The sequence below is a fragment of the Paraburkholderia ginsengisoli NBRC 100965 genome (assembly GCF_000739735.1).
GTDB lineage: Bacteria > Pseudomonadota > Gammaproteobacteria > Burkholderiales > Burkholderiaceae > Paraburkholderia > Paraburkholderia ginsengisoli.
The window spans coordinates 1-1162 of sequence record NZ_BBJF01000016.1; the positions used below are offsets into that span (position 1 = coordinate 1).

The following is a 1162-nucleotide window of genomic DNA, read 5'->3' on the forward strand; positions in this document are numbered from 1 at the left end:
ACAGCGAGTTCACACCGCTCTGTGCGGTGCTAAGGCCCGTCGACGTGGAACTCGACAGGCTCGTGACGTTGCTGTTGGTCGTGCTCAGGCCGGTGGACAGCGAGCTGACACCCGTCGACAGCGAGTTCACGCTGCTCTGTGCCGTGCTGAGACCCGTCGAGGTGGAAGTCGACAGGCTGGTGACGTTGCTATTGGTCGTGCTCAAACCCGTCGACAGCGAAGTCACCGAGTTGCTCACCGTATTGACCTGGCTTGCGATCGCATACACTTCGCTGCCGTTGACAGCGTCCGTGCTGCTTGCGGTGATGCGTCCCGCAGCCACGTTGGTGATCTGTCGCTCCGTTCCCACCGCACCGACGCTAACGACGCTGGTCGGCGTAGCACCCGCGAAGGTGCCGAAAGTCGTCGAGCCGACCGTCGCGCTGCTGGTCGGGTTGGCGGCAGCGGTAACCGCACCGTAGCCGAGCGCGACATCGCCGGGGAGATTGGCCACCGCGTTCGGGCCGATCGCGACGCTGTTCGCACCGAGTGCCTCCGAATCTGCGAGCGTCGAGTTTGCGTGGAAATACTTGATGCCCTGGCTGTTCACGCTGGCCAGCGCGGCGCCCACGTTATTGACCGTGCTGGTGCTGCCGTTCGCGTTGTAAGTCGTGTACGACGGCGCGCTGATTGCGCCGGTCGTCGAGTTATAGGTCGCGCCGGCGCCCAACGCCGATGCCGTGCTGTTACCCAGCGCATCGACGTTGGTCCGCACGGTGCTGATGCCCGTCGACAGACTGGTAATGCCGCTGGTTGCCGTGCTGAGGCCGGTCGACAGCGATGTCACGCTGCTTTGCGCGGTGCTGAGGCCTGTCGATGTGGAACTGGACAGGCTGGTCACGCTGCTGTTGGTTGTGCTCAGGCCCGTCGACAGCGAAGTCACACCGCTCTGCGCGGTGCTGAGGCCCGTCGACAAACTGTTCTCACGGCTCACCGCCGTGCTGAGTCCGGTCGACGTCGAAGTGGACAGCGAGCTCAAGCCGGTCGACAGGCTACCCACCGTGCTGTTGGTCGTGCTCAAGCCTGTCGACAGCGACGTCACGCTGCTGTTGGTCGTGCTCAGTCCCGTCGACAACGACGTCACGCCGCTTTGCGCGGTGCTGATGCCCGTCGACGTGGACGA

The 1162-nt window shown here is 64.3% G+C and carries 1 protein-coding gene and 1 pseudogene; one reads left to right on the top strand and one right to left on the bottom strand.

Annotation, left to right across the window (positions count from 1 at the left end; translation table 11 throughout):
* Positions 1-880, bottom strand: a pseudogene (locus BGI01S_RS21805) (hypothetical protein); the annotation flags it as partial.
* Here BGI01S_RS21805 and BGI01S_RS31300 point away from each other — a divergent pair.
* Positions 858-1162 (top strand): hypothetical protein (locus BGI01S_RS31300; RefSeq protein ID WP_303621170.1); only part of this gene is annotated, 305 nt, incomplete at its 3' end. The pseudogene BGI01S_RS21805 and the gene BGI01S_RS31300 sit on opposite strands and share 23 nt — an antisense overlap.